At 69.1% G+C, this 23,959-nt stretch carries 17 protein-coding genes, 1 pseudogene and 2 CRISPR repeat arrays; of the genes and pseudogenes, 17 read left to right on the top strand and 1 reads right to left on the bottom strand.

Annotated elements, in window-relative coordinates:
* Positions 1–595: 595 nt before the first annotated feature.
* The 16 genes and pseudogenes from ACIQ7Q_RS33825 to ACIQ7Q_RS33750 all read left to right on the top strand — a co-directional run.
* Positions 596–988 (top strand): annotated as a pseudogene (locus ACIQ7Q_RS33825) (transposase); the annotation flags it as partial.
* Positions 989–1,011: 23 nt separating this feature from the next.
* Positions 1,012–1,584 carry a hypothetical protein gene (locus ACIQ7Q_RS33820; RefSeq protein WP_403870934.1) on the top strand — a complete coding sequence of 191 codons (573 nt, stop codon included), beginning with the start codon at positions 1,012–1,014 and terminating at the stop codon, positions 1,582–1,584.
* Positions 1,585–1,850: 266 nt separating this feature from the next.
* Positions 1,851–2,368: direct repeats of the CRISPR family, unit length 29 nt; unit sequence GGGACCATCCCCGCGGGTGCGGGGAGCAG.
* 233 nt (positions 2,369–2,601) lie between these two features.
* Positions 2,602–5,532: a CRISPR-associated helicase Cas3' gene (gene cas3 / locus ACIQ7Q_RS33815; RefSeq protein ID WP_403870931.1), complete on the top strand. Its 2,931-nt coding sequence runs from the start codon at positions 2,602–2,604 to the stop codon at positions 5,530–5,532.
* Positions 5,525–7,219 (top strand): type I-E CRISPR-associated protein Cse1/CasA, encoded by a 1,695-nt coding sequence (casA, locus tag ACIQ7Q_RS33810; protein WP_403870929.1) that lies wholly within the window; start codon positions 5,525–5,527, stop codon positions 7,217–7,219. Before cas3 ends, casA begins: the two co-directional genes overlap by 8 nt.
* A complete protein-coding gene (gene casB, locus ACIQ7Q_RS33805) occupies positions 7,216–7,908 on the top strand; it encodes a type I-E CRISPR-associated protein Cse2/CasB (RefSeq protein WP_403870926.1) in 693 nt (230 codons plus the stop codon). The genes casA and casB overlap by 4 nt, the downstream gene beginning before the upstream one ends.
* The gene (cas7e, locus tag ACIQ7Q_RS33800) at positions 7,905–9,098 is read left to right on the top strand and encodes a type I-E CRISPR-associated protein Cas7/Cse4/CasC (RefSeq protein WP_403870923.1); all 1,194 of its coding nucleotides are present in this window, start codon (positions 7,905–7,907) and stop codon (positions 9,096–9,098) included. The genes casB and cas7e overlap by 4 nt, the downstream gene beginning before the upstream one ends.
* Complete coding sequence (gene cas5e, locus ACIQ7Q_RS33795; RefSeq protein ID WP_403870920.1) at positions 9,095–9,814, top strand: type I-E CRISPR-associated protein Cas5/CasD; 720 nt, start codon at positions 9,095–9,097, stop codon at positions 9,812–9,814. The genes cas7e and cas5e overlap by 4 nt, the downstream gene beginning before the upstream one ends.
* Positions 9,814–10,593, top strand: a complete 780-nt coding sequence (gene cas6e / locus ACIQ7Q_RS33790; RefSeq protein WP_403870918.1) for a type I-E CRISPR-associated protein Cas6/Cse3/CasE — start codon at positions 9,814–9,816, stop codon at positions 10,591–10,593. The genes cas5e and cas6e overlap by 1 nt, the downstream gene beginning before the upstream one ends.
* A 4-nt stretch (positions 10,594–10,597) precedes the next feature.
* A complete protein-coding gene (gene cas1e / locus ACIQ7Q_RS33785) occupies positions 10,598–11,566 on the top strand; it encodes a type I-E CRISPR-associated endonuclease Cas1e (protein WP_403870915.1) in 969 nt (322 codons plus the stop codon).
* On the top strand, positions 11,563–11,919 hold the full coding sequence (gene cas2e, locus ACIQ7Q_RS33780) for a type I-E CRISPR-associated endoribonuclease Cas2e (protein ID WP_403870912.1): 357 nt from the start codon (positions 11,563–11,565) through the stop codon (positions 11,917–11,919). The genes cas1e and cas2e overlap by 4 nt, the downstream gene beginning before the upstream one ends.
* Positions 11,920–12,011: 92 nt before the next feature.
* A CRISPR array of direct repeats spans positions 12,012–13,505; the repeat unit is 29 nt; unit sequence CTGCTCCCCGCGCCCGCGGGGATGGTCCC.
* A 141-nt stretch (positions 13,506–13,646) separates the two neighbouring features.
* The gene (locus ACIQ7Q_RS33775) at positions 13,647–16,688 is read left to right on the top strand and encodes a Tn3 family transposase (RefSeq protein WP_403870909.1); all 3,042 of its coding nucleotides are present in this window, start codon (positions 13,647–13,649) and stop codon (positions 16,686–16,688) included.
* 115 nt (positions 16,689–16,803) lie between these two features.
* Positions 16,804–17,448 (top strand): ArsR/SmtB family transcription factor, encoded by a 645-nt coding sequence (locus ACIQ7Q_RS33770; protein ID WP_403870906.1) that lies wholly within the window; start codon positions 16,804–16,806, stop codon positions 17,446–17,448.
* Complete coding sequence (locus tag ACIQ7Q_RS33765; RefSeq protein WP_403870903.1) at positions 17,445–18,821, top strand: MFS transporter; 1,377 nt, start codon at positions 17,445–17,447, stop codon at positions 18,819–18,821. Before ACIQ7Q_RS33770 ends, ACIQ7Q_RS33765 begins: the two co-directional genes overlap by 4 nt.
* Positions 18,822–19,126: 305 nt before the next feature.
* The gene (locus tag ACIQ7Q_RS33760) at positions 19,127–19,744 is read left to right on the top strand and encodes a recombinase family protein (protein ID WP_403870939.1); all 618 of its coding nucleotides are present in this window, start codon (positions 19,127–19,129) and stop codon (positions 19,742–19,744) included.
* Positions 19,745–19,857: 113 nt separating this feature from the next.
* Positions 19,858–20,073: a recombinase family protein gene (locus ACIQ7Q_RS33755; protein WP_403870936.1), complete on the top strand. Its 216-nt coding sequence runs from the start codon at positions 19,858–19,860 to the stop codon at positions 20,071–20,073.
* Positions 20,074–20,146: 73 nt separating this feature from the next.
* The gene (locus ACIQ7Q_RS33750) at positions 20,147–21,484 is read left to right on the top strand and encodes a hypothetical protein (protein WP_403870900.1); all 1,338 of its coding nucleotides are present in this window, start codon (positions 20,147–20,149) and stop codon (positions 21,482–21,484) included.
* A gap of 176 nt (positions 21,485–21,660) precedes the next feature.
* Here the strand turns inward: ACIQ7Q_RS33750 and ACIQ7Q_RS33745 are convergent, their stop codons facing one another.
* Positions 21,661–22,590, bottom strand: coding sequence for an ADP-ribosylglycohydrolase family protein (locus ACIQ7Q_RS33745; protein ID WP_403870896.1), 930 nt, complete (start codon positions 22,588–22,590; stop codon positions 21,661–21,663).
* Between the two features lie 248 nt (positions 22,591–22,838).
* On the opposite strand from ACIQ7Q_RS33745, the gene ACIQ7Q_RS33740 reads away from it, so the two are divergent.
* The gene (locus ACIQ7Q_RS33740) at positions 22,839–23,732 is read left to right on the top strand and encodes a hypothetical protein (RefSeq protein WP_403870894.1); all 894 of its coding nucleotides are present in this window, start codon (positions 22,839–22,841) and stop codon (positions 23,730–23,732) included.
* The last annotated feature ends 227 nt before the right edge of the window (positions 23,733–23,959 follow it).

The following is a 23,959-nucleotide window of genomic DNA, read 5'->3' as shown; positions in this document are numbered from 1 at the left end:
TGGTCGAGAACCCGTCTACCAGGAGCTTCGTCGTTCCGTACAACCCAAGCCCACCAACGCCCCCGCACTGCAGTCAGGTTGGAAAGGGCTCACTGATGGGGCTTGGGTTCGCACGTGTGAGTTCGTGATTCCCGCGGATGCGGGCCGAGTCGCCATAAGTGGGCGTCAGCCGCAATGCTTTGGATAAAGTTGCAGGTCTTGAAGTGTGCTTCCCGCACCTGCGGGGATGGTCCCCCAGCCCGAGGAGCCCTCGTCCCTCGGGCGGCGTGCTCCCTGCGCCCGCGGGGATGGTCCCGGCGAGTTGCTCGGCTGGCAGGAGAAGAACGAAGTGCTTCCCGCACCCGCGGGGATGGTCCCGGCGAGTTGCTCGGCTGGCAGGAGAAGAACGAAGTGCTTCCCGCACCCGCGGGGATGGTCCCGCCGAACGCGCCGGCCTCTCCGTGCGGTTGACGTGCTTCCCGCACCCGCGGGGATGGTCCCTACAACCTCCGGGCCGGTGACCCGGGCACGGTGTGCTCCCCGTACCCGCGGGGATGGTCCCTGCTCGAAACGGAGCACGGGCATAGGCTGAAACTGCTCTCCGCTCCCGATGGTCCCTCCCTCGCCCCGGACCGTCGCCGGATGGATCCTCCGCCGTCCGGAGACCCTCACCGAGACCGAGCAACTCCAGCTCAAGGCCGTCCGGACGCACTGCTCCGAACTCGACGCCCTCACCGGGCACGTCCGCTCCTTCGCGACCATGCTCACCGGGCGTCAGGTCGAGCGCCTGCCCGTCTGGCTCGACGCCGTCCGGCGGGACGACCTGCCCAGCCTCCACACCCTCGCGGCCGGCATCGACCGCGACCGCGACGCGGTCATCGCCGGCCTGACTCTGCCCTGGAGCTCAGGAGTCGTGGAAGGGCACGTCAACCGGGTCAAGATGCTCAAGCGCCAGATGTTCGGCCGCGCAGGCTTCGCGCTCCTGCGGAAGCGCGTCCTCATGTCCTGATCACCGACGACGGGAGGAACTCGATGGCAGCGGCGGCGGCGGAGGTGCAAGCCTTCCCCTTCCAGATGCCGACGGAGAAGACCTTGATGACCAGCGACGACGCCCTCGATCAGTTCAGACACATCGCGCGTGAGAGGGCATTTGGCAGGCATGTCGGGTCGGACAGGCTCATTCAGGCAGGTCTGGACGCGCTGATTGCTGGGGTCGAGAGCCCGTCCCTGGCCATGCTGGCTGGACTCCTCCGGAGCGAAGAGCCCGAAGCGCCGGAGCTCTTCGACCAAGTACTGGAGGAGCTGGGTCTGCTCTTCCATCCGCCCGAGGACCCCCGGGCCGCAAAGTGGGCGATGGCCTACTGGATCGCCGGTCAGATCGCCGACGGATCCCTGGATCCCGCCGCCGGCACTCACCTCATCTCGGCAGACATCGCCTATGACCTCGGCTACCCCGAAGAGCTAGAACCCCTTGTGCACTGCGCGCACAACCTAGACGCCTGGGAGGAGAGCTGGGGAGTCTCCGTCGAGGAACTCAACGGAGAAGCGGTTGAGGCAGCGAAGCAGTTCCTTGGCAGGAGGTCTGCAGCCGAGGCGGGGGACTAACCCGGGGTTCGTTCTCGCCATCGGGATCGGTCAGCCACGAGGTGATCCGCTCACTCAACGTGGCCGCACCACAGAACCTGAGCCAGAACCCGTTCTCGTGGATAAAGTCACGCGGGGATGGTCCCGACGGAACGCCCGCATACCAGGGCTTCATCGACTGCTCCCCGCACTCGCGGGGATGGTCCCGCTGCCGGTGATCTTCACGCCACCGCGGGCCAGTGCTCCCTGCACCCGCGGGGATGGTCCCACGATGTTCGGGCAGCTCGACGCGACCGACCGCGGGTGCGGGGAGCACCACAGTGTGGGGATTCCGTCCACCTGGGTGGCGGGACCATCCCCGCGGGTGCGGGGAGCAGCAGCCACGTCGTCATGAGAGTGGCACCGTCACGGGGACCATCCCCGCGGGTGCGGGGAGCAGTTCGAACCGTCACGCTCAGGCTTTCGCCTCACGGGACCATCCCCGCGGGTGCGGGGAGCAGCCGCCGCCGGGCGGCATACCGGGCCAGGTGATGGGACCATCCCCGCGGGTGCGGGGAGCAGGTCCACGACGTCCCGGGAGTCTGGCGCCGCCAGGGACCATCCCCGCGGGTGCGGGGAGCAGGCGTCGGGGTGGAAGAAGATGAACCGGTTGGTGGGACCATCCCCGCGGGTGCGGGGAGCAGACCGGTCCTTCCGGAAGCACATCTCGAGCAAGGGGACCATCCCCGCGGGTGCGGGGAGCAGCGCGCTACCGGGATCCATCTCCGCGCCGATCAGGGACCATCCCCGCGGGTGCGGGGAGCAGACTCGGTGACCTGCGGGTTTACGCTGCAGCCGGCGCTGATTCCATGAGTTTCATCGATCCCGGCAAAGGTCGCATATCGCTTTCTTTGGTTGCTGCAGAGGCGGCTGGCCAAAGATCCAATTTTAGGCTGGTCGGTCTGCGGCTGTCAGCCGCCTGATGTGAACTGGCAGCATTTTCTCCCCAGTTTCTCCATACAGTCTTCATGTTTCCTGTGTGCCCTGTATTCATCTGACATGACAGGCGAGGGGGCTGCCCGTACAGGTCTTCATGCCCGGCTGTGCGGGCCGGCGTTGACGGTGTGGGCCAAGCATGACCGTGACTTCGACGGGTGGCTGCCGCTGTGGCGGCACATGGAGGACAGTGCCGCCGTGGCCGGGCGGCTGTGGGACGAATGGCTGCCGCTGTCCGTACGGATGCTGATCGCAGGTGCTCTGCCCGGCGGGGAGAGCGATGCACGCCGGTTGGTGGTGTGGCTGGCCGGTGTGCACGACATCGGGAAGGCGACGCCTGCGTTCGCCTGCCAGGTCGAGCAGTTGGCGCAGGTCATGCGTGCCCACGGGTTGGAGATGCGCTCGCGGCAGGCGATGGGTGCGGACCGGCGGCTGGCGCCACACGGGTTGGCCGGGCAGGTACTGCTGGGTGAGTGGCTGGAGGAGCGGCACGGTTGGACGGTCAAGCAGACCGGGCAGTTCACCGTCGCGGTGGGCGGCCATCACGGGGTGCCTCCCGAGCACGGACAGATCCAGGCCCTCGACCACCACCCCGACCTGCTGCGGACGCACGGCCCGAGCCGGACGCTGTGGCAGCGGGTGCAGGAGGAACTACTCGAGGCCTGCGCGCAGGAGTTCGGCGCACGGGAGCGCCTGGCGGCGTGGCGGACGGTGCAGCTGCCGCAGCCGGTCCAGGTGTTGCTTTCTGCGTTGGTCATCGTCGCCGACTGGATCGCCAGCAATCCCGATCTCTTTCCCTACTTCCCCGAGGACGTGTCCCGCACCGGCACCGAGCGCGTCGTCGCCGCCTGGCGTGGCCTGGACCTGCCGGGGCCGTGGCGTGCCGAGGAGCCGGCAGGGGACGCGCAGGAGCTGTTCGCGAACCGGTTCGACCTTCCGCCCGGGGCGAAGGTCCGGCCGGTGCAGGAAACGGCCGTCGAGTTGGCCCGGTCGATGCCAGAGCCGGGGCTCATGGTGATCGAGGCACCGATGGGGGAGGGGAAGACGGAGGCCGCGCTCGCCGCCGCCGAAGTCCTTGCCGCACGGTCCGGGGCGGGCGGGGTGTTCTTCGCGTTGCCGACGATGGCGACCGGCAACGCGATGTTCCCCCGCCTCCTGGACTGGCTTGATCGCCTGCCGGCGCCGGAGGGCACCCGGCACTCGGTACTTCTCGCCCATTCCAAGGCCGCTCTCAACGACGACTTCGTCGACCTGATGGGCAAGGGCGGGCGGGTCGCCGCCATCGACGTCGACAGCGCCGAGGAGCGTGAGTGGCGGCCGTCGAGCCAAAGCCGTTCCGCTGCGGCCGAACTCGTCGCGCACGCGTGGTTGCGGGGACGGAAGAAGGCCATGCTGTCGTCGTTCGTCGCGGGCACGGTCGACCAGTTGTTGTTCGCCGGGCTCAAGAGCCGACACCTGGCGCTGCGTCACCTCGCGGTCGCCGGGAAGGTCATCGTGATCGACGAGGCGCACGCCTACGACACGTACATGGGTGTCTACCTCGAGCGGGTGCTGTCGTGGCTGGGCGCGTACCGGGTGCCGGTGGTGGTGCTGTCCGCGACGCTGCCCGCAGGACGGCGTCGGGAGCTGGTCGAGGCGTACGCGGGGAAGGCGACCGGAAAGGCCGCGGCTTCGTTCGACGCCGTATCCCGGGCCGGTGACTATCCGCTCCTGACGGCAGTGGCCCCCGGCTGTGTGCCGGTGATGCGGCGCCCGGCGGCGTCGGCCCGCGGCACGGACGTCGAACTGGAGCGACTCGAGGACGACCTGGAGGTCCTGGCTGATCGGCTGAAGGCAGAACTCGACGGCGGCGGCTGCGTCCTCGTCGTACGCAACACCGTGCGCCGTGTGCTGGAAGCAGCAGCTGTGCTGCGGCAGAGGTTCGGGGACGCACACGTCACCGTCGCGCACTCCTGCTTCGTCGATGTCGACCGTGCCGCCAAGGACGCGGGCCTCCTCAAACGCTTCGGGCCGCCGAGCAAGGCCGAAGACCGGCCACAGACGGCGCACATCGTCGTCGCCAGCCAGGTCGCCGAGCAGTCCCTGGACGTCGATTTCGACCTGCTGGTCACCGACCTCGCCCCCGTCGACCTCCTGCTGCAGCGCATGGGGCGCCTGCACCGGCACCTGCGCGGCGGCGAGGAGCAGACCGGCCGGCCCGAGCGGCTGCGCCAGGCCCGCTGCCTCGTCACCGGCGTCGACTGGGACGCCCCCGTGCCCGCGCCGGTGCCCGGCTCGGTCGCCGTGTACGGGGCGTACGCGCTGCTGCGTTCGGCGGCCGCCCTGTTGCCGCACCTCGACGGGGGCGCGGAGCATCCCGTGAGACTGCCGAGGGACATCAGCCCGCTGGTGCAACGCGCATACGGCGACAAGCCCGACGGTCCGGCCGCCTGGGCGCAGGCGCTCGAGAGTGCCCGCACGCGGTACGAGGAGCACCGCGCCGACCAAGCCGAGCGAGCCTCGACCTTCCGGCTCGACGCGGCCGCCAGACCCGGCAGACCGCTGTTCGGCTGGGTCGCGGCAGGCGTCGGCGACGCGGACGACACCCCGGCCGGCAAGGCCCAGGTACGCGACAGCCGCGAGAGCCTCGAGGTCGTCGTCGTACAGCGACGGGCCGACGGCACCCTGGCCACCGTGCCGTGGCTCGAGCCGGACCGTAAAGGCCGCGCGCTGGCAGGGCTGGACCTGCCCACCGACCAGGTGCCGGCCGCCCTCGCGGCGCGCACCGCGGCGAGCTGCGGACTGCGGCTGCCGATCCAGTTCAGCTACGCCGACGTCATGGACCAGGCGATCGACGAGCTCGAAGAACTGCACCTCCGCGCCTGGCAGGTGAAGGACAGTCACTGGCTCGCCGGCCAGCTGATCCTGCCGCTCGACGAAGACTGTCAGACCCAGCTGGCAGGCTTCGCCCTCCGGTACAGCAAGAGCGACGGCCTCGAGGTGACCCGTGCCTGAAACCGATCATTCCAGCGGCGACGGCGTGCTGTCGTTCGACCTCACCACCCGGCCGTGGATCCCGGTCCTGAGAGGAAACGGCACGCAGGACGAGCTGTCGCTGCGCGAGGTGTTCGAGCAGGCTCACGACCTGCGGCGGATCGTCGGGGACCTGCCCACCCAGGAGTTCGCCCTGATGCGGCTGCTGCTCGCGCTCGCGCACGATGCGCTCGAGGGACCTCAGGACATCGACGTGTGGGCGGAGCTGTGGGACGAGGAGGGCTGCTTCGCTCCGGTGCGGGCGTATCTCGATGCGCACCGAGGACGGTTCGACCTCCTGGATGCCGACGCGCCGTTCTTCCAGACCGCTGGGCTGCGCACCGCGAAGGACGAGGTGTTCTCCCTCAACCGGATCGTGGCCGACGTTCCCAACGGAGAACCGTTCTTCACCGCCCGCATGCCCACCGTCGAGCGGCTCACGTTTGCCGAGGCGGCCCGCTGGGTCGTCCACGCGCACGCCTACGACACCTCCGGCATCAAGACCGGTGTGGAGGGCGATAAGCGCGCCAAGGGCGGCAAGGTCTACCCGCTCGGCGTCGGCTGGGCCGGGAACCTCGGCGGCGTCTTCGTCGAGGGCCGCACCCTGCGCGAGACGCTGCTGCTGAACCTGGTGGCCGCCGACAGCCCCAACCTGCAGATCGACGGCCAGGACGCCCCCGCCTGGCGCCGGGAGCCGTGCGGCCCGGGCGGCTCGGAGCGCCCCCCGACCGGCGTACGGGACCTGTACACGTGGCAGACACGGCGCCTGCGCCTTCACTTCGATGAGACCGGCGTGCACGGTGTCGTCCTCGGCTACGGCGACCCGCTCACCGCGCGCGACCGTCAGCACCGGGAGCCGATGACCGCCTGGCGGCGCAGCAAACCTCAGGAGAAGAAGCTCAAGAAGAGTCCGGTCTATCTGCCGCGCGAGCACGCTCCCGAACGTTCCGCCTGGCGCGGGATCGGCTCACTAGTTGCAGGCGAGCCCGGCCCGGCCCAAGGCCCGGAAGCGGCTGCCTACTTGCGTCCGGGGATCCTGGAGTGGGTGGCCCGCCTGGTGACGGAAGGAGAGCTGCCGCGTGGCTTCCTCGTCCGGGCCCGGATCGTCGGCGCCGTCTACGGCACGCAGCAGTCCGTGATCGACGAGATCGTCGACGACCACGTGTCCATGGCCGTCGTCCTCCTCCACGAGCAGGACCGGCGCTACGCCGAGCAGGCGGTGGCAGCCGTCACGGATGCCGACCTTGCGGTCAACGCGCTCGGCGACCTCGCCACCAACCTTGCCCGCGCGGCCGGCACCGAGAGCGACGGGCCACGCTCCACGGCCCGCGATCTCGCCTACGGGCTCCTCGAGGCCCCGTACCGCAGGTGGCTCACCCGCCTGTCGGACACCGACGACCCGTACGCGCAACGCACCGCCTGGCAGCAGGAGGTGTACGAGATCGTCGGCCGGCTCGGCGACCGGCTGATGGCCGCGGCCGGGGACGCGGCCTGGCAGGGCCGGACCGTGCCGCTCAAGAACGGCACCGAGTGGCTCAATTCCGCACTCGCCGGCAAGTGGTTCCGTACCGCTCTGCACAGGGGCCTGGGGCGCCCGGACTCCACCGACATGCCGCCGGACGCGGACACGGCGCCGGCACCCGAGACCACCGCGAAGGCACCCGCATGACCACCGTCAGCACACCTGTCACTCCGCGCGACCGGGTCGCCCGGCTTGCCGCCGACCACATCCACGTCCTGCAGCGGGGCTACCTCGCCGACCAGTCCCACGCCGTCGCCGCCCTCGCCCGGCTCCGGCGCGGCGCCGGCCGTGAGGCCGGACAACTGCCCGACCTGTGGACCCTGATCGACACCGGCCCGCTGCACCACACCCCGGACGGCGCCCGGCCGATGAGCGAGAGCGAACTGGTCAAGGCCGAGGACGCCCTGCACGCCGCACTCACCCTCTACGCCTGCCACCAGCAGTCCCGCTCCAAAGGCATGCACCAGGCCAACCGGCCGGACCGCCGCCGGGGTCTCGGAACTGCCGTACGCCGGATGATGAAGCCCGGCGAGATCGACGAACCCCTGCTCAAGCGCCTGGTTCGCGCCGGCACCGCCCCCGACCTGACCGCCCTCGCCCAGCGGCTTCGCGACATCGTCGTCCTACTGCGCCGCGAGGACATCGACCTCGACTACGCACTACTCGCCGGGCAGCTCTACACCTGGCAACGGCCCGGGGGAGCGGACGCCGTCCGCAGGGAATGGGGCCGCTCCTTCCACGCCTGGCACGAGCCCAAGGACAGCGGTACTCCCTCTGCCGCCGGCCCGGCCGCAGACACCACCCACACCACGGACACCGACAAGGACGCCTCGTGAACCGCATCTTCCTCGACGTGCACGCCCTGCAGACCGTCCCGCCCAGCAACCTCAACCGCGACGACACCGGCGCCCCGAAGACCGCTGTCTACGGTGGAGTGCCACGCGCCCGCGTCTCCAGCCAGGCCTGGAAGCGGGCCACCCGCACCTACTTCAAGGACGAGCACCTGCTGGACGCGAGCGAACTCGGAGTGCGGACCAAGAAGATCGTGGAGGCGGTCGCCGACCGGATCACCGACCTCGACCCCTCGCTCACCGGTGAGACCGCGCTGCGGCTCGCCGACGAGACCGTGAAGGCAACCGGACTGAAGACCGAGATCCCCAAGCGCAAGGCGACGGCCGCCAAGGAAGGCGAGCCGGCCCCGACACCCGAGGCGAAGTACCTGGTGTTCCTCAGCGCCCGCCAACTCGACGCCCTAGCCCGCCTCGCCGTCGACGGCGCCGCCGACATCACGGCCTTCCTGGCGGACAAGAAGAACAAGGACAAGGCCAAGGAACTCGCTGACACCCGCCACTCCGTCGACATCGCGCTCTTCGGCCGCATGGTCGCCGACGCCCCCGACATCAGCGTCGACGCCGCCGTCCAGGTCGCCCACGCCATCAGCGTCCACCGCGTCGAGACCGAGTCCGACTACTACACCGCCGTCGACGACGAGAACACCGCCGAGGAGACCGGCGCCGGCATGATCGGCACCGTCGACTTCAACTCCGCCACCCTCTACCGCTACGCCGCCCTCGGCGTTCACCAGCTCGCCGCCAACCTCGGCCAGGGCCTGCGAGAGGACGAGCCGCGCACCGACCCCGTCCGCCGCGCCGTCGAGGCCTTCGTGCACGGCTTCGTCGCCTCCCTGCCCACCGGCAAGATCAACACCTTCGGGCACCACACGCTGCCCGACGCCGTGATCGTCAAAATGCGCACCACCCGGCCCGTCAGCTTCGTCGCCGCCTTCGAGGAACCGGTACGCGGCGAGACGGGCGGGCACGTCCGCGAGGCGTCCGAGCGCCTGGCCGAATACATCCCCGACATCGAGCGCGCCTACGGCGACGAGGACTCCACCGCCACCTGGGTGCTTCGCGTCGGCCCGAACACGTTGAAGCTTTCCGGGATCGGTACCGAGTCGCAGAACATCGGCGAGCTCGTCGCCGCCGTCGGCCAGGCAGTGGCAGAGCGCCTGGAGAAGCCCGCATGAGCGTGCTCACCCTGCGGCTCGCGGGCCCCCTGCAGTCCTGGGGGGCCTCGGCCCGATTCACCCGCCGCACCACCGAAGCCGCACCGACCAAGAGCGGCGTCATCGGCATGCTCGCCGCCGCCGCCGGTATCGAACGCGGCGACGACGAGAGGCTCGCACCGCTGGCCGCACTGAAGTTCGGCGTACGGATCGACCAGCCCGGCACCCGAGTACGAGACTTCCACACCGCGCACCACAGCGTCACCGGCAAGTCCATGCCGCTGTCCGAGCGCTTCTACCTCGCCGACGCCGTCTTCGTCGCCGCCCTCGAAGGCGACCGCCCGCTCCTCAGCGAACTCCACGCCGCGCTGCGCGCCCCCGTCTACGCGCCGTTCCTCGGCCGCCGCTCCTGCCCGCCCTCCCTGCCCGTCGAACTCGGACTCCACGAAGGCGGCCTGACGGACGTACTGCGCGAGGTGCCGTGGCAGGCATCCGCCTGGTACCGCAGGCAGTACCGCGGCCGGAACGAGATCGAGCTGACCGTGCTGCGCGAAGCGAGCGAGGACGAGCAGCAGGCCGCCGACGTCCTGCGCGACCAGCCCCTCAGCTTTGCCGCCGAACACCGCCGCCACGCCCTGCGAACTCAGCTCAGCGACTGCGTGCGCATCCCCAACCCATCCGGCCGGCAACTGCCGCGGCACGACCCGTTCGACGCCCTGGACGAAGAGAGCGCCTGATGTTCCTCACCCGCTTCCGCGTGAACACCGCGCGCCCCGGCGCCCGCCACCTCCTCTCCTCGCCGCAGGCCATGCACGCCGCCGTCATGTCGTCCTTCCCCGCGCTCCTGCCCACAGACACACCTACGCCCGACGCGCCACGCGTGCTGTGGCGCCCGGACCAGACAGCGCGAGCCGAGGTCATGCTGTACGTGGTCAGCCCCGACCGGCCCGATCTGACCCACCTCGTCGAGCAGGCCGGCTGGCCTGCAGCGGCTGCCGCGGACCCGGACCGGCCCGGCTGGGAGAGCAGGCCCTACGGCCCGTTCCTCGATCGGCTGGCCCCCGGAGACCGGTGGGCGTTCAGACTCACCGCCAACCCGGTCCACCACGCCCGCCGCAAGGACGGCGAACCGACCAAGCGCACGGCGCACCTCACCCCGGTGCATCAAATGAGCTGGCTTCTCCAGAGACAGGAACCGTGCGGCTTCCGCGTCCTCGAGAAACCGGACGACAAGCGCCTGCTGCCCGCCGGCACCACCCACACCCGGCAGCCGCACCACGGCGACCGGTACGAACTGGCCGTCCGCGACAAGCGGTCCCTCGCCTTCGACAAGTCCCGCAGCGCCGGCCCGGGCAGCCGCAAACCGCCCGTCAGCCTGGTCACCGTCACCTTCGACGGCCAGCTCGAAGTCACCGACCCCACACTCCTGCGTCGCACCCTCACACAGGGGATCGGCAAGGCCAAGGCCTACGGCTGCGGCCTGCTCACTCTTGCCCCGCTCAGCGTGACGGGGTGAGACGGTGACGACAGTCTCCCGGCGTACCGCCCTCACCCCACGCCACCTGACCCGCACCGGCGAACGGCTCTCCTTCGTCTACCTCGAGCGATGCACCGTGCACCGGGACGCCAACGCCATCACCGCCGAGGACGCCGACGGAACCACCCACATACCGTCAGCGACCATCGGCACACTCCTCCTCGGGCCCGGCACCCGCATCACGCACCAGGCAATGAGCGTCCTGGGGGAAACGGGCGCCGCCGTGTGCTGGGTGGGTGAGCAGGGCGTGCGCTACTACGCAGGCGGGCGCGCCCTGACCCGCTCATCCGCCCTCATGGAGGCCCAGGCCCGCCAATGGGCCAACCCACGCAGCCGACTCGCCGTCGCACGCGCCATGTACCGACTGCGGTTCCCGGCAGAGGACCCCTCCGGATTCACCCGCCACGAACTCCTCGGTTACGAAGGCCGACGCGTCAAGGACTGCTACAAGGCGCAGGCGGCCCGCACAGGCATCCCATGGCGCGGCCGAAAATACACTCCCGGCGACTTCACCAGCGGCGACGCGGTCAACCAGGCGGTCACTGCCGCCGCCCAGTGCATGTACGGCATCGCGCACGCGGTCGTAGCATCGCTGGGCTGCAGCCCAGGCCTCGGGTTCGTCCACTCCGGCCATGAACTGTCCTTCGTCCTCGACATCGCCGACCTCTACAAGACCGAGATCGGCATCCCATTGGCCTTCGACGTCGCGGCGGAGGACGAAGAGGACGTCGGCCCCCGTACTCGCCGCGCGCTGCGCGACCGCATCAACGAGACGTCCCTGCTGGACCGCTGCGTCGACGACATCAAACGCCTCCTCCTCCCTGGCACGGCGTCTTCCACCGAGTCCGGCGAAGACCGGGACGTCGTCACGCTCCAGAGCGACGGGGGCAACAGTGTCGCCGCAGGGCGCAACTACGGCGGCCCGGATGGGGACTTGGAGACGACCTGGTGACCGTGATCGTCCTTACCAACTGCCCGGAAGGACTCCGCGGATTTCTCACCCGCTGGCTCCTCGAGATCTCCGCCGGCGTCTTCATCGGCAACCCGTCAGCGCGCATCCGCGACGTGCTGTGGGACGAAGTTCGGCAATACGCCGACCAAGGTCGAGCCTTGCTCGCCCACACAACGAACAACGAACAGGGCTTCACCTTCCGCAGTCACGATCACAACTGGCACCCGATCGACCACGAGGGCGTAACCCTGATCCGCCGCCCGAACCCGAAGCCTGACGGGCCCAGCCCTGCGACTGCGCCGCCCCGCGGCTGGAGTAAGGCGTCGAAGAGGCGCCGGTTCGGGCGTGGGTAGTGTGCACTTTGAGCTATTTCAGAGAAATGCCAGAATCGGCGAAAGTACTCCAGAACTGCGGTCGTCACCGGTAACGCTGCAGGTCGCGCAGTCTGCTCCCCGCGCCCGCGGGGATGGTCCCAGAACGGCTGCGATCGCGGTCGCGATCGGGACCTGCTCCCCGCGCCCGCGGGGATGGTCCCCCGGGATCGGCCTACGACGAACTGGCGACGGAGCTGCTCCCCGCGCCCGCGGGGATGGTCCCGGTCCGGGCAGCCTCCCCGGAGGCAGCGAAGACTGCTCCCCGCGCCCGCGGGGATGGTCCCTTGGCGAGCTGCGCCTGGCGCTCCGTGTCGACCTGCTCCCCGCGCCCGCGGGGATGGTCCCGGCGGCCACTCCGGCACGGCAAGGCTGAACCGCTGCTCCCCGCGCCCGCGGGGATGGTCCCCAGTCCGTCACCCTCGACCTGGCCGCGTTCTCCTGCTCCCCGCGCCCGCGGGGATGGTCCCTACGTGCCGCAGTACCGCATCAACGGCGACGGCTGCTCCCCGCGCCCGCGGGGATGGTCCCACGGAGACGTCGGAGAGGGCTTCGGGCTGGGACTGCTCCCCGCGCCCGCGGGGATGGTCCCCGTCACCGCGGTCACCGCGATTCCGGGTGTGCCTGCTCCCCGCGCCCGCGGGGATGGTCCCCAGTCTCCGCGTCTGGTGCTCGACTATGCGTCCTGCTCCCCGCGCCCGCGGGGATGGTCCCTTTGGGGCAGCACTCGCCTGTCTGGAAACGGCCTGCTCCCCGCGCCCGCGGGGATGGTCCCCTACGAGCAGACCCTCGAAGTCCTCAAAGTCACTGCTCCCCGCGCCCGCGGGGATGGTCCCAGGCCGGAGTAGAAATCCCGCGGACCTCCCAGCTGCTCCCCGCGCCCGCGGGGATGGTCCCGAGCGCTTACGGTCGGCGTCGCCCATTGCGCTCTGCTCCCCGCGCCCGCGGGGATGGTCCCTGGACGGGCTGTGCCACGTCCGCAGCGCCGGTCTGCTCCCCGCGCCCGCGGGGATGGTCCCGCGTGGGCCAGCCAGACAGCGGACGTGGTCTTCTGCTCCCCGCGCCCGCGGGGATGGTCCCGGCATCAACGGAACCTTGGTCGCCGACGTCGACTGCTCCCCGCGCCCGCGGGGATGGTCCCGCGGAGGACGAGACCGACAAGGTCATCAAGGACTGCTCCCCGCGCCCGCGGGGATGGTCCCCGCCCGGATCCTGAAGGAGAACGGGCAAGACGCTGCTCCCCGCGCCCGCGGGGATGGTCCCGACAGCTTGATGCGGGGCATCATGCACTCCTCCTGCTCCCCGCGCCCGCGGGGATGGTCCCGTCACGCGCGACGAACCATCGACCTGCGCCACCTGCTCCCCGCGCCCGCGGGGATGGTCCCTTGTGCACGTCCTTGCCCGGGGTGTAGCCGGGCTGCTCCCCGCGCCCGCGGGGATGGTCCCTCGTGCGACACATGCGCGATAGACACGTCAGTCTGCTCCCCGCGCCCGCGGGGATGGTCCCCGTGCGTTGCCCGTGTTGGACGCGAAGTCGAGCTGCTCCCCGCGCCCGCGGGGATGGTCCCCACCCACACCACAGCGGGTGCCGGTAAGAACGCTGTCACCAGCCGCAAACGGCAGTGATCTTGTGCGGGTGTCACCCGTGTGGGTGAGTCCAGCGTCGTACAGCTGCGCGGAGTGAAGCCCCGGGAGGACCATCGACGACCGTGGCCCGTACCCCTTTAGACCTGGACGACCTGGTCGAGCACTGGACGCTGTTGAAGGACGAGCAGGGGCTCGTGTCCGGCAAGCGCGGTGCGACGCGACTGGGCTTCGCGGTGTTGCTGAAGTTCTATACGCAGTACGGCCGGTTTCCCCGGGGCCGGTTCGAGCTGCCGGGCGAGGCGGTGGAGTTCGTCGCCCGGCAGGTACAGGTGCCCGCGTCCGAGCTGGACGCGTATGAGTGGAGCGGTCGGACGGTCGAGTACCACCGTGCGCAGATCCGTGAGCACCTGGGCTTTCGTGAGTGCAGCGTCGCGGACGCGGACAAGCTGGCGGCCTGGCTCGCCGAGCACGTCGCCTGCAAGGAGCGGCGGCCGGAGCAGGTACGGGTGGAGCTGCTGGCCCGTTGTCGTACGGAGTGCATCGAGCCGCCCACCCCTGGGCGGTGCGACCGGATCGTGAGGGCGGCGCTGCGGGTTGCTGAGGAGACGCTGACGGCGCGGATCTCGGCACGGATCACGGTAGAGAGCATCGAGCGGATCGTCGCCCTGGTCGCCGACGCCGGCCAGGAGGACGACGCCGAACCCGGTGACGCCGGGACTGGCGAGGGCGAGGACGGACCGCCAGTCCTGGGGAAGATCAAGGAAGCGCCCGGCAACGTCAGCCTGGAGACGATGCTCACTGAGATCGACAAACTGCTCGCGGTCCGCGCGATCGGGCTTCCGCCGGATCTGTTCACGGACGTCGCGCCGAGGGTGGTGGCCGGCTGGCGGGCGCGGGCCGCGGTGGAGTCGCCCTCTCATCTGCGTACGCACCCGCTGCCGTTGCGGGTGACGCTGCTGGCCGCGCTGCTGCACGAGCGGGAGCGGGAGATCACGGACACGCTGGTGGAGCTGCTGATCTCCACGGTGCACCGGATCGGGGCGCGGGCGGAGAAGAAGGTCACCGAGCAGCTGGTCAACGCGTTCAAGAAGGTGTCGGGCAAGGAGAACATTCTCTTCAAGCTCGCCGAGGCGTCGATCGGCGAGCCGGAGGGCACGGTCCGCGAGGTCGTCTATCCGGCGGTGTCGGGTGGTGAGCAGACGCTGCGGGAGCTGGTGCACGAGTTCAAGACCCGCGGTCCGGTCTACCGGCGCACGGTGCAGACCACGTTGAAGGCGTCCTACACCAACCACTACCGGCGCGGGCTGATCCGGCTGCTGGACGTGCTGGAGTTCCGTTCGTCCAACCACACGCACCGGCCTGTGATCGAGGCCCTGGCGCTGGTGGCCCGGTACGCGGCGGCGGGCAACACCACGTACTACCCGCTGGGCGAGACGGTCCCGGCGCACAAGGCGATGGGCGGGGACTGGGCGGAGGTCGTCCACCGCACCGACAAGCGGGGCCGGCGCCGGGTGGTGCGCATGGTCTACGAGGTCGTCGCCTTCCAGGCCCTGCGCGATCAACTCAAGTGCAAGGAGATTTGGGTCGTCGGCGCCGACAAGTGGCGCAACCCTGATGAGGACCTTCCCCAGGACTTCGCCGAGCGGCGCGAGGAGAACTACCGCGAGCTGCGCAAGCCGCTGGACGCCGCCGACTTCGTCGACGAGTTGCGGGGGCAGATGACCACCGAGCTGACGCTGCTAGACGACCAGATGCCCAAGTTGTCCTGGCTGGACATCGCCGAGCGGAAGTCCGGGGCAATCCGGCTCACCCCGGCCGAGGCCCAGCCCGAGCCGCGCAACCTGCGCCGGATCAAGAACGAGGTACAGCGCCGGTGGGGCGTCGTGCCGCTCATCGACATGCTCAAGGAAGCGGTGCTGCGCACCGGCTGCCTCGATGCGGTCACCTCCGTCTCCGGGGGTGGCAGCCTCTCGGCGGAGGTCCTGGCCGAGCGCCTGCTTCTGGTGATCTACGCCTACGGCACGAACACCGGGATCAAGGCCGTCGCGTCCGGCGGCCACGGCCACACCGAGGACGAACTGCGCTACGTGCGGCGCCGCTACCTCTCGGCGGAGGCCGCCCGCGCCATCGCCGTGAACATAGCGAACGCCACCTTCGCCGCCCGCAGCACCGACCTGTGGGGACAGGGCTCGACAGCGGTCGCCTCCGACTCCACTCACGTGCGCGCCTACGACCAGAACCTGTTCACCGAGTGGCACTCGCGCTACGGCGGGCGCGGGGTGCTCATCTACTGGCACGTGGAGAAGAAGTCCCTGGCCATCCACTCCCAGCTGATCAACTGCACCGCCTCCGAGGTCGCCGCGATGGTCGAGGGCGCGATGCGGCACGGCACCACCATGGACGTCGAGGCCAACTACACGGACTCGCATGGCCAGTCGGAAATCGGGTTCGGCATCACGAGGCTACTGAACTTCGACCTGCTGCCCAGGATCAAGCGGATCAATAAGGTGAAGCTGTACCGGCCGGTGGCCGGCGAGCCTGACGCCTACCCGCAGCTGACCCCGGCGCTGACCCGCCCGATCCGCTGGGAACTCATCGCCCAGCAGTACGACCAGATGATCAAGTACGCGACCGCGATCCGGACCCGGACCGCGTCCACTGAGGCGATCCTGCGCCGCTTCACCCGGAACGCGTCCCACCCCACCTACGCGGCGATGCTGGAGGTCGGTCGCGCCCAGAAAACCATCTTCGTGGCCCGCTACCTGCGGCTTCGGGACCTTCAGAGGGAGATCGAGGAGGGCCTGAACGTCATGGAGTCCTCCAACGGCGCGAACTCCGTGATCGCCTACGGCATGGGTGGGGAGATCGCCTCGAACCGGCGCGACGAGCAGGAGATGTTCGTTCTGTGCCTGCGGATCCTGCAATCGGCCCTGGTCTACGTGAACACCTTGATGCTCCAGGACGTTCTGGACGAGCCGCAGTGGGCGGACCTGCTCACCCCTGCCGACCGGCGCGGCCTGACCCCGCTGTTCTGGTCCCACGTGCGTCCGTACGGCGAGGTCAACCTTGACATGGCCGCTCGCCTCAACCTTACTGCGGTCAGCGTGCCCAGCCCCCGTACGGCGAGAGATGAGGAGCGGGCCGGGGAACGTACGGGCGCGTGAGGCTGTCCAATCCCATCATCGACGCGGTGCCGGGCACGGGCTGCTAACCAATTTTCCAAAAGAATTTCTGCAAAAATGCTTTTGGAAAATCTCTGGGCTGCTCTACCCTCCCGTCATGGTCAGCGAAGAGCAGAAACGCGTACTCGATCCCGAGCAAGACGCAGCAGCCCTGAAGGCCCTCACGCACCCTCTGCGCATCCGGCTGCTCGGGATGCTGCGGCAGGACGGCCCGGCCACCGCGAGTGAACTCGCGGCCAGCACTGGGGAGTCATCCGCTTCCACCAGCTATCACTTGCGGGTTCTGGCGAAGTACGCGTTCGTCGCTGAGGCCGAGCACCGTGACGGGCGGGAGCGTCGCTGGCGGGCCGTGCACTCCGTGACCTCCTGGAGCAACAAGGCAATGGCAGCCGCGCCGGGCAGCCATGCCTGGGTCAGCCTGTCGCGCAGAGCCCAGATCGAGCACCTGGAGGCATCTCTCGCCCGGCACGAGGCCGACATCGCCGATGGGCGGCTGGGTCAGGAGTGGGTGGAGCCGTCCGGAATCAACGACCTGATGCCCCGCCTGACCCCCGAGTCGCTCACCGAACTCTGGGACGTGCTCGACCGCAAGCTGCAGGAACTGACCACCCGCGACGCAGAAGATCCACGCGCAGCGCAGGTCGTATTCCTCACCGCCGGGCTGCCCCTGGCACCGCGCGACCCCGCCGCTGCGGCGGACACCTCTGCCCCAGCGGGGACAGATGCCGAGGACGCGTCATGACCGGGACGCTGGACATGGGCACCGCACGCCGCCGCTACATCACGGTCTGCGTTCTGTTCTGGCTGCCGCTGGGACTGAGTATCGCTCCCCTGATCCTGCTGTTCACCGAGCGCGGCATGGCCATGGCGGCCATCGCGGGCTTCTTCGCCGCGCACTCCCTCACCGCCGCCGCGCTGGAACTGCCCACCGGAGGACTATCCGACGTCCTCGGACGCCGCACTGTTCTGGCCGCCGCAGGCCTGCTGAACCTGGCCGCCTTAACCCTCGTGGGCCTGGGCACTGCTCCCTGGCTGCTCGGCCTCGGCATGGCCCTCATGGGCGCGGGCCGTGCCCTGTCCAGCGGACCAGCCGAAGCCTGGTACGTCGACACCGTCCAGGCACACTCCGGCCCCGACGCCGAACTGCGCACCGGACTGGCCCGCGGCGGCTCCGCGACATCCGCCGCGCTCGCCACGGGCACCCTGCTCGGCGGTGCCCTTCCCTGGCTGCTCGGACTCGGCCCCGACCTTGGCTCCCGACTGAGCGAGTCAACGTCCGGGCTGGTGCTGCCCCTTTCCGTTCCGATGCTGCTGGGTGCAGCAGTCGAGATCGCCTTCGTGCTGTATGTCCTGACTGCTCTGCCGGAGCCACGCCGGCCGGCAGCCACCCTGCGCGACGTACTCCGCGGCATCCCGGCCACTGTCGTGGGCGGGCTGCGCCTTGGGGGCCGCGATGCGCTGGTCCGCCGGGTGTTCCTCAGCGCAGGAGCCGCCGGTAGTGCCCTGGCCGCGATCGAACTGCTCACGCCCGGCCGTGCCGCAGCCCTCACGGGCGCGTCGGAGTCGGGGGCGGTGCTTTTTGCCGCTCTCGCCTGCGCCGGATTCATCTGCGCGGGTATCGGCAGCCACCTCGCACCACTGACCGCCCGGCTTGCGGGCAGTGGCGAGCGTGCGGTGATGGTGAGCCTCGGCGCGAGCGCGAGCGGTCTGCTGCTGCTCGGCGCCACCGCAGCGTTCGCCGGAGTGGGCTCCATGGTCCTCGCGGCCGTCGGCTATGGCCTGGTCTACCTCGGGCTTGGCGCGGCGGGGCCGAGCGAGAACGACCTCTTGCACCGCCGTGTCGCAAGTTCGGGCCGGGCCACCGCGCTGTCCGTCCAGTCTCTCGCCCTGCAACTGGTGGCAGCTCTCACCGGCTTGATCATTGGTCTCCTTCCGTCAGGCCCGCTGCCCTGGCTGCTGGGAGGCACCGTGCTGCTCGCAGGAACTCTCCTGTGGATTCACCGCAGCGGGACCACACCCCCGACTCCGCCAGCAACGCCTCAGCCACACACCATGTCGTCCTCGTCGACGAGCACCGCTGGCTCCGACCTCCATCAGCAACATGTCGATCAGTAGCGCCGGGACCAACCCGAAAACCGCACGAACGCACGAGTGACGGCTAAGGCGCCGAGCATGTTCGCGCACACACGGTTCGTTCGCACGGCGCTCATCTATCGACCGATTGATGAGCAAGATCGGTAAGCTGCGGCGCGCGCCGGGATCTACGCCGGATCATGCCCATAAAACGGTGTCAGAAAGTCGACGTGCTCAAGAACTTGAGGAGCACCCTTTTCTGTACGATCTGGCGGGTGCAGCAACCCCAGGACGACGACACCGCCGATCTCCTCGCCCCCGTTCCGGCCGTACGGACCGGTGACCTTGTGGGATACGCACGCGTGTCCACCAAAGGACAGTTGCTCGACCGGCAGGTCCGCGCGCTCACCGAAGCAGGGTGCATCCGGATCTTCGCCGACAAGAAGTCCGGCAAGAACGCCGAGCGCGAGGAGCTGTGGAAGGCCCTCGACTTCCTCCGCGAGGGCGACACCCTCGTCGTCCCGTCGCTGGACCGGCTCGGCCGCTCTCTCCAGGACCTCATCGCCATCGTGTCCGGCCTGCGGAAGCGCGGCGTCGGCTTCACCTCGCTGCACGAGGCGCTCGACACGACGACGCCAGGCGGGCGCCTGGTCTTCCATGTCTTCGCGGCCCTCGCGGAGTTCATCCGCGAACTCATCGTCCAGGGCACCAACGAGGGCCTGGATGCCGCCCGCGCCCGAGGTGCCCGCCTCGGCCGCCCGCCGGCCATGACCGACGAACAGGTACGTCACGCCCGCGACCTGCTCGCCCGCCCTGAGAACACCGTCACCTCGATCGCGAAGCTCCTCGGGGTCTCCCGCAACACCATCTACAACTACGTGCCTGAACTGAAGGGCGGCCGTCTCGCGCTCGCCGAGTCGACAAACACGGCAGAACTGCCCCGACCCTCCAGGTCAAAGGACTGATCACCGCCGTTTGCGGCTGGTGACACGGTTCTTACCGGCACCCCGAGAAGGCCGAACAGGGCGGATACGCCTACGGTGCCCCGCCGTACGGATGGCGGGCCCACCAGAAGGAGCTGGCCGAGGCGGAAGCGGAGCAGGCCGGCCGGGCCCGCGCCCGCCAGCTCCGCGACGAGGACGAGCTGTCCTTCCGTGAGATCGCCGCGGTGCTAGAGACCGAAGGCATCCGGCCCAAGCGCGGAGACCGCTGGCACCCGGAAACCGTCCGCCGGATGCTCGCCAACCCGACCGACAAGCCGCCGACCCTGTACCCGCGCCAGCGCACGTCGTAGCAAAAACCCGCAGCGGAGGGCGGTCCATTGCCGGTGTTCGGGAACCGACCATCTACCGCTACCTGGAGCGCGCGTGATCGCCGACAACGAGAGAGAAGCCCGCATGACGAGCAACCAGCCGGAGCCCTCGGACGTCAGCGCGGAAGCCGCCGTCCACATCAACGCACTGATGGACCTGTTCCGGCAGGCATGCGGGCGGCAGGCGTGGACGTTAGACGAGGAGCGCGGCCTGGTCGGCTGGACGGATGTCACGTGCAGTGTCGGTCACGAATTTGCAGTCCGTGCGTGGGACGTCTTGTCCACCCCCAGACCCTTTGGGATGGACCCGAACAAGCCGTGGTGCAAGAAGTGCCGCAACGCCGGCTGGGTTGCGGAGTGTTTGGCCGTTCTGAAGTCGGTGGCTAAGACCGAGGGTATAGAACTGACCGCCACGGACGAGCAAGACGAGTCAGGGGATGGCCATGTCGTGTTCGCGGCGAAGTGCTCGAAGGGACACCACTTCAAAACGACCGGGGCCCACGTGAGGATTTGGCGGGGTGAGCCCGTCGGCACCCTGTGCCCAGACTGTCGGAAAGCTGCTGAGTACGCGGAGGGGTTCGCCAAAGTCGAGGCGGTCGTCCGTGAGACTCGATCCACCGTCGTGAAGGAGTACCGCAACGCCGTCGACGTCAGGTGCCGTCGCGGCCACTCGCACTCGTTTTACGTGGACAGCCGGGATGGGCGTCAGGCCATCCGTCCAGACTTCTGCGGCACCTGCAACAAGCTGGCCAAGTTCGAGGAGCTCTCCGAGAGAGCCAAGGACCTCGGCATCACCGTGCTCGAGTCACAGTGGATGGCAGCGTCACGCCCTCACCGGGCGGTCTGTTTCGCCGGGCACGAGTTCGGCCTGATCCCGAACAAGATGAAGCGTGGGTGCCCCCGATGTCCCCCGGGTATGTACGGCGGCGCTGTCCCACCCCACGACGTGTACTACGTCGTGAGCGGATTGGACACCGCGACTGGCGAGGACACGGTGAAGCCCGGCATCAGCTCCGGGAGCGGCTATAACAGGCTCCGGCAGCACGCCGAGGACGGACTGACCGCGCAGCATCTACGGATCACAGCGTTGCCCGTCGGTATGGCGAGAGCGCTGGAGAGGTTCGTCCTGGACGGACTCGACACGGAAGGGTGGCTGTCCACCCGAGGGGTTGAGTACTTTCCGCTGGCGGCTCTGCACGACGTCATGGACCTGGTGGGCGAATGGTTCACGGATCAGCCCGGGCTTTCCTGCCGTCCCGTCGTCGTTGACGTTGACGATGTGTACGACGCTGTCGAAGCGCCCGCGGTACATGAGGTTGTGGACGTGGACGTTGATACCGCCGTGATATTCGACTCCGATGACGTGAGAGCTAATGCGGCATTGATGCGCTGAGCGGTTGCAGGGTGCCGGCGATACCGCTGACCGCCAGAAAAGGGCCCCAGAGGGTACTTGGACGCCCGGAGTTTTTTGAACACCCTTGTTGGACGCTGGAAGTCGCTTCTGGCCGCGCGTGTCGATGTCCAGGCGCCGTTGTCAACCAACCGATCGATTGATGAGCAAGACCCGGTTCAGCCTCCGAGGCGGTGCGCAAGGTGGAGTAGCTCTGCCAGGTGCAGCACCCGTCCGGCGAATCCTGGGAGGGGGACATGGAGCGGCTGGGTCCAGTGGGCGGGGATTGCATCCAGCCCGTAGTACGCCCCGGCGAGGCCTCCGGTCACCGCGGCGACGGTGTCCGTGTCACCGCCGAGGTCGATCGCCGCGCGTATCGCGTCTTCGAAGCTGGTGGTGGTACGCAGGGACCAGACGGCGGAGCCCAGGCATGGCCAGACGGCACCGTTGAACTCGGTCGCCTGATCGGGGTGCCAGTCAGGCGCGAGGACTGTGGCGTAGCGGCCGCGGTGGTCGGGATGGACAAGAGCCAGGATGTCCGGGAGCGCGGTGAGGGGGTCGGTGTCCTCGAACGTGACACGGATGAGTTCGTGGAAGATCGCGGTGCCTTCCCAGGCCGCGCGGTCACCGTGGGTGAGGGCAGCGATGCGGCGGGCCGCGTCCATGGTGGCTTCTTGGCCACCGGGCGCGAAGTGGACCGCGGAGGTCGATGCCCGCATCAAGGAGCCGTTTCCCGCTGCTCGCTGGTTGACCTGGAAATGGATCGCGGCGGCGAGGTCCCAGGGCATGCCGTTGGCCAGGACGTCTTCGGTCTGCAAGCCGATGTCCTTGGGTTCTGATGCCGCCCACCGCTGGAAGCGGGCGAAGATGTCCGGCAGATCCAGCCCGCCCCGCTCCAGCAGGGACTCCGCGACCAGGACAGCCATCTGCGTGTCATCAGTGGCCTCGCCCGGGTCCCAGCCGCCGCCTCCGCTCATCTCGCCACCAGCACCAGGCGCCGGAAATCGCGCGGAGAACGCTCCCTGGGGGCCGAACTCGAAGGGGCCGCCCAGGGCGTCACCCACCGCTGAGCCGACGACCGCACCAGTGACCCGCTGAATCCGCTTCATTCGCGCAGGTTATCTGTGCCGCGCCGACGGCCGCGTGGCCCTATTCCTTCTTCGGCTCCCCGAACCATCGGTGGCGAACGCGTCTCGTCCTACGGAGGTGACTGAGGTGACGCAAGCAGAGGCTCACGCACCCGGTCCGGCGGCCACTGGGCTCGATACGCCGCAGAATTCCCGGACGGCCACACCCGCGAGCCTGAAGGCGAGAAACCCGGCCTCGCCCTCGGCGCATCGGCCTTAGGGTCCAGCGCATGCGACCTGAACAGCTCAAGGCCTCTTCGCAACGCTGGATGACCGCAGCGCTGTCAGCGTTCTCGCAGGGACCGGGGTCATACGACTTCGCGGTTCACCACGCTGGAATCGCTGCAGAGCACCTTCTGAAGGCCTACCTTGCTGCCCTTCACCCGGCGCTGATAGTCGAGGCCAAGGACTTCGACTCAATGCTCCATGCCACAGGCCACGGCGTCCACGCGTTGGCTCCTGCAAGTCGAGCGAAGACCATCGGCCTGGTCGAAGCTCACGCTCGAGTGCACAAGATCCTGCGCAAGCAGATCCCCATCGACCAGCGGGCCCTCGCCCCGGTCGCAAATGCACGCAATGGAGTCGCTCACAGCGGAATCCATGATGTCGCTGAGGTCCAGACCGTCTTCACCACATGCCTCCGACTGATCGATCCGTTGCTCACGGAACTGAAGGTCGACCCCAAGACCTACTGGGGCAGCTACGAGCAACTCCACGACATGCTGATCGCAAAGCAGGTGGAGAAAGCCCGCATCCAGATGGAAAGCATGCTCGCCAAGGCGCGAGCGATCTTTCAACAGCGCTACAGTCACCTGGCTCCGAAGGAGCGGGAGGTTGTGCTAGCCGCGATCGCCAGCCAGGGGCCGCGAGTCGTCATGGAACACGAAGCGAAGAGGCGCTGCCCTGCCTGCGACTCCCCAGGGTGGCTTGCTGGCGACACGAGCTGGGGTGAGGTTGATGATCACAGCGTTTTGGTCGTGACCCCGCACATCTTCACTTGCAGCGCTTGCGACCTGGAAGTCGAGGGCGAACAGCTCTCGCATCTGAGAGGTCTAGCCGAGGAGTTCCACCTCGACCCGGCGGACTACTGGGAGCCTGACGAGGACTGGCTCAGGGGCCGCTAAACCGCTGCTATTGCGCAGGATCTGTTAGCCGGGGTTACCAATATTCGCCCGGCTCCCGGGGATCGCCCGATCATGGAGCACTACGGCGTGACCCTTGCGCACGAGCGGAGCCAGGAGCTTGCCCGTCCGCGCCTCCCCGGCGGCACCCACCGCCCAGCTGTTGTGGCCACGCCGGCACAGCCGGCGTACGCCGAGCCCGGCCACGGCCAGCGCGGCGACCAAGCCGA

Origin of the sequence: Streptomyces sp. NPDC096176 (assembly GCF_044763255.1) — a bacterium.
GTDB lineage: Bacteria > Actinomycetota > Actinomycetes > Streptomycetales > Streptomycetaceae > Streptomyces.
The sequence above is the reverse complement of the archived record's forward strand: the minus strand, read 5'-3'. Positions and strand labels throughout refer to the sequence as shown.

What these genes read in the sequence shown, in the direction of transcription:
- cas5e (WP_403870920.1), top strand. Translation starts at nt 9,095, where the DNA reads ATGAGCGTGCTCACCCTGCGGCTCGCGGGCCCCCTGCAGTCCTGGGGG.
- ACIQ7Q_RS33770 (WP_403870906.1), top strand. Translation starts at nt 16,804, where the DNA reads ATGGTCAGCGAAGAGCAGAAACGCGTACTCGATCCCGAGCAAGACGCA.
- ACIQ7Q_RS33820 (WP_403870934.1), top strand. Translation starts at nt 1,012, where the DNA reads ATGGCAGCGGCGGCGGCGGAGGTGCAAGCCTTCCCCTTCCAGATGCCG.
- casB (WP_403870926.1), top strand. Translation starts at nt 7,216, where the DNA reads ATGACCACCGTCAGCACACCTGTCACTCCGCGCGACCGGGTCGCCCGG.
- cas3 (WP_403870931.1), top strand. Translation starts at nt 2,602, where the DNA reads ATGACAGGCGAGGGGGCTGCCCGTACAGGTCTTCATGCCCGGCTGTGC.
- ACIQ7Q_RS33740 (WP_403870894.1), top strand. Translation starts at nt 22,839, where the DNA reads ATGCGACCTGAACAGCTCAAGGCCTCTTCGCAACGCTGGATGACCGCA.
- ACIQ7Q_RS33765 (WP_403870903.1), top strand. Translation starts at nt 17,445, where the DNA reads ATGACCGGGACGCTGGACATGGGCACCGCACGCCGCCGCTACATCACG.
- ACIQ7Q_RS33745 (WP_403870896.1), bottom strand. Translation starts at nt 22,590, where the DNA reads ATGAAGCGGATTCAGCGGGTCACTGGTGCGGTCGTCGGCTCAGCGGTG.
- cas6e (WP_403870918.1), top strand. Translation starts at nt 9,814, where the DNA reads ATGTTCCTCACCCGCTTCCGCGTGAACACCGCGCGCCCCGGCGCCCGC.